Below are 3,328 nucleotides of genomic sequence, written 5' to 3'. Positions count from 1 at the left end.
TTTCGAAATCGTCACCCCGTCGTTGAGTATTCTGGCTGAACCGCCTGTCGCTGTGGTGGATAAAGTCGTCGATAAACGCGGCACGCGCAAAGTGGCGGAAGAATATCTTTCGTATTTATATTCAGAAGAAGGCCAGGAAATCGCCGCGAAAAACTACTATCGCCCGCATTCTGCTTCCGTTGCAGCCAAGTATGAAAAGCAATTCCCGAAAATTGCGACATTTACTATCGATGAACTGTTTGGCGGATGGGAGAAAGCACAGCAGACGCATTTTTCCGACGGAGGCATCTTTGACCAAATCTACAAACCGTAACACAAGGAGAAAGACATGAAACGAGGATGGAAACAATTCAGCGTCCTACCCGGCTTTTCCATATCATTAGGGTTTACCCTGCTTTATCTAAGCGTACTGGTTCTTCTCCCGCTGTCCGCCGTCTTTTTAAAGACGGCGACGATGGGATGGGAGGCGTTCTGGTCGACAATAACGGATCAAAGGGTACTGGCGTCCTATCGTCTTAGTTTTGGGGCCGCTTTTGCTGCTGCACTGATTAATGTTGTATTCGGCCTGCTTGTGGCCTGGGTGCTGGTTCGGTATTCTTTTCCGGGCAAACGAGTCATTGATGGACTGGTCGATTTGCCGTTCGCGCTGCCAACTGCTGTGGCAGGTATTGCGCTGACGGCCATCTATTCTGAGAATGGCGTCGTCGGCCACTATTTACAGACCATTGGCGTCAAGGTTGCCTTTACGCCGCTCGGAGTCATTGTTGCGCTTACCTTTATTGGGTTGCCTTTTGTGGTGCGAACGGTGCAGCCGGTATTGGAAGATGTAGATAGACATGTGGAGGAAGCGGCTGCCTCGCTCGGCGCAACGAGATGGCAGACGTTTCGCAGGGTTATTCTGCCGGAGTTGTACCCTGCACTGCTGACAGGGTTTGCGCTGGCATTAGCCCGGGCGCTTGGAGAATACGGATCGGTGGTGTTTATTTCCGGGAACATGCCGATGTACACGGAAATTACGCCGCTGCTGATTATGAGCAAGCTGGAGCAGTTCGATTACGCAGGGGCCACGGCGCTTGCCGTCGTTATGCTGCTTGCCTCGTTTGTGATGCTCCTGTTCATTAATATCATTCAATGGCGTACCGGTCATCGCCGTACTGCCAAAGGGGGGTAAGAGATGGCGAATCCGATTCTGGTATCATCGAGAAGGCAAACGGAAGTCGTCAACGTGGCATCAAAGAAAGAGGGAATTGTACGTTGGGTACTCATCGGTATGGCTTTGCTCTTTCTTCTTCTTTTCCTGGTACTTCCGCTGGTTATCGTATTCTATGAAGCTTTGCAGGATGGGATAGAGATGTATCTTGCTTCGATTGCGGAACCGGATGCACAGGCTGCGATTGCCCTCACGTTACTTACGGCCGCGATTGCCGTGCCGTTAAATCTTGTATTTGGGGTCGCCGCTTCCTGGGCGATTGCCAAGTTTGAATTTCGGGGAAAAAATATTTTGTTGACCCTGATTGATTTGCCCTTTGCCGTTTCGCCGGTCATCTCCGGGTTGATGTTTGTGCTACTGTTCGGTATGGAGGGAATGTTTGCCCCTTGGCTTGAAGCCTATAACATGAAAATTGTTTTTGCCGTGCCGGGGATTGTGTTGGCCACCATATTTGTGACGTTTCCTTTTATCGCCCGCGAGCTTATTCCGCTGATGCAAGCCCAGGGAACGGAGGAAGAAGAAGCGGCGCGCATGCTTGGAGCGAACGGTTGGCAGATATTTTTTCGGGTGACGCTTCCTAATATCAAATGGGGCCTATTGTATGGCGTAATTCTATGCAATGCGAGGGCCATGGGCGAATTCGGGGCCGTGTCGGTCGTATCGGGTCATATTCGGGGATTAACCAATACGATGCCGCTGCACGTAGAGATTTTGTACAACGAATACAATTTCGCCGCTGCTTTTTCTGTCGCATCGCTTCTGGCGCTTCTGGCCATCGTGACATTGGTGGTGAAAGGTGTGGTCGAGTGGAGAACGGCTCGCCGGGGACATTAAGGGGGGTAAAAAATGAGCATTGAAATCAAAGCACTGAATAAGAAATACGGCAATTTTACAGCGTTACACGAAATTGATCTCGTCATTCCTGAAGGTGAACTTGTCGCGTTGCTCGGTCCGTCAGGTTCCGGAAAAACGACGCTGCTGCGGATCATTGGCGGGATGGAAATTCCGGATTCCGGCAATGTTTTATTCGGTGGAGAAGCAGAAGCACAAAGAAAAATAGCAGCACCTCGTATCGGGTTTGTATTTCAAAATTACGCTCTCTTCCGCCACATGACAGTCTTTGATAATGTGGCGTTTGGTCTAAAGGTTCGACCGCGCAGACTCCGCCCGTCCAAGAAGGAAATTCGCGTGAAAGTGGCTGAACTTCTTAAGCTGGTGCAACTGGAAGGGCTGGAGAATCGGTATCCGGACCAGTTATCCGGCGGGCAGCGACAGCGTGTGGCGTTGGCCCGGGCACTGGCGATTGAGCCGCAAGTATTGCTGCTTGATGAGCCGTTTGGGGCGCTGGATGCGAAAGTGCGCCAGGAACTGCGGCGTTGGTTGCGGCAGCTACATCATGAATTGGACATTACTACAATTTTTGTGACACATGATCAGGAAGAAGCGTTGGAAGTGGCGGATCAAGTTGTGGTTATGAATCAGGGGAAGGTGGAGCAAGTCGGAACGCCGTGGGAAGTGTATCAGCAGCCTGCTAATCCGTTTGTGTATCAGTTTTTAGGTCAAGTGAATCAAGTGCGTGGTCGGATTCAAGATGGGAAAGCGAAGTTTGATTCCTTGGAATGGGATCTGTCCGGGTATCATCATCCAGACGGCAAGGAATGTATCGCATTTGTTCGTCCACATGAAGTGGAGATTACCACCGAACCAGCGGCACAGAGATTACAGGCAAGAGTGACACAGGTATACCCGGTAGGTGCGCGAGTCAGGTTGGAGGTAGAAATAAAAGGAAATTCTGTGCCGATTGAAGTTGATATTACGGAAGAGTACTGGCAGCAGAGTGGGCTGGCACAAAACCGATCGGTCTTCATTGCTTTCAAGAAGCCGCGAATTTTTATTGAAGGAAGCGGATTTGTTGACCTGGACATATCTGACGGCTCATTTCTTTCTGAAAATCTAAGTACAAATAAACGCGTTCATATCTCTTAGGTATGGGAGCGATTCTACCTTATTTTTTGTGAAAATCATGAGAAAAGAAGGAGGGGGGAAGAAGAAAAAAGATCTAAGGAAGAAAAAAGCGTTCACCTTTTTCCGCATCGAAATCATTGTCTCGTTCTTTTC

4 protein-coding genes are annotated in these 3,328 nt (G+C 49.7%); all 4 read left to right on the top strand.

All coding sequences use genetic code 11. The features are described 5' to 3' along the window. On the top strand, positions 1-313 hold a 313-nt coding region (locus B2899_RS03770; RefSeq protein WP_286884147.1), incomplete at its 5' end, for a substrate-binding domain-containing protein. A 15-nt stretch (positions 314-328) separates the two neighbouring features. Beyond that, entirely contained in the window at positions 329-1,171 is an 843-nt protein-coding gene (cysT, locus tag B2899_RS03765; protein ID WP_286884145.1) for a sulfate ABC transporter permease subunit CysT, read from the top strand. Positions 1,172-1,174: 3 nt separating this feature from the next. Further along, positions 1,175-2,044, top strand: coding sequence for a sulfate ABC transporter permease subunit CysW (cysW, locus tag B2899_RS03760; protein WP_146808843.1), 870 nt, complete (start codon positions 1,175-1,177; stop codon positions 2,042-2,044). Between the two features lie 12 nt (positions 2,045-2,056). Further along, positions 2,057-3,196: a sulfate/molybdate ABC transporter ATP-binding protein gene (locus B2899_RS03755; RefSeq protein WP_146808844.1), complete on the top strand. Its 1,140-nt coding sequence runs from the start codon at positions 2,057-2,059 to the stop codon at positions 3,194-3,196. The last annotated feature ends 132 nt before the right edge of the window (positions 3,197-3,328 follow it).

It is taken from the genome of Aneurinibacillus sp. UBA3580 (assembly GCF_002375825.1).
In the GTDB taxonomy this organism is placed as follows: Bacteria; Bacillota; Bacilli; order Aneurinibacillales; family Aneurinibacillaceae; genus Aneurinibacillus; species Aneurinibacillus danicus.
Note: the sequence above shows the minus strand (reverse complement) of the source record. Positions and strands in the feature narration are given on the sequence as shown.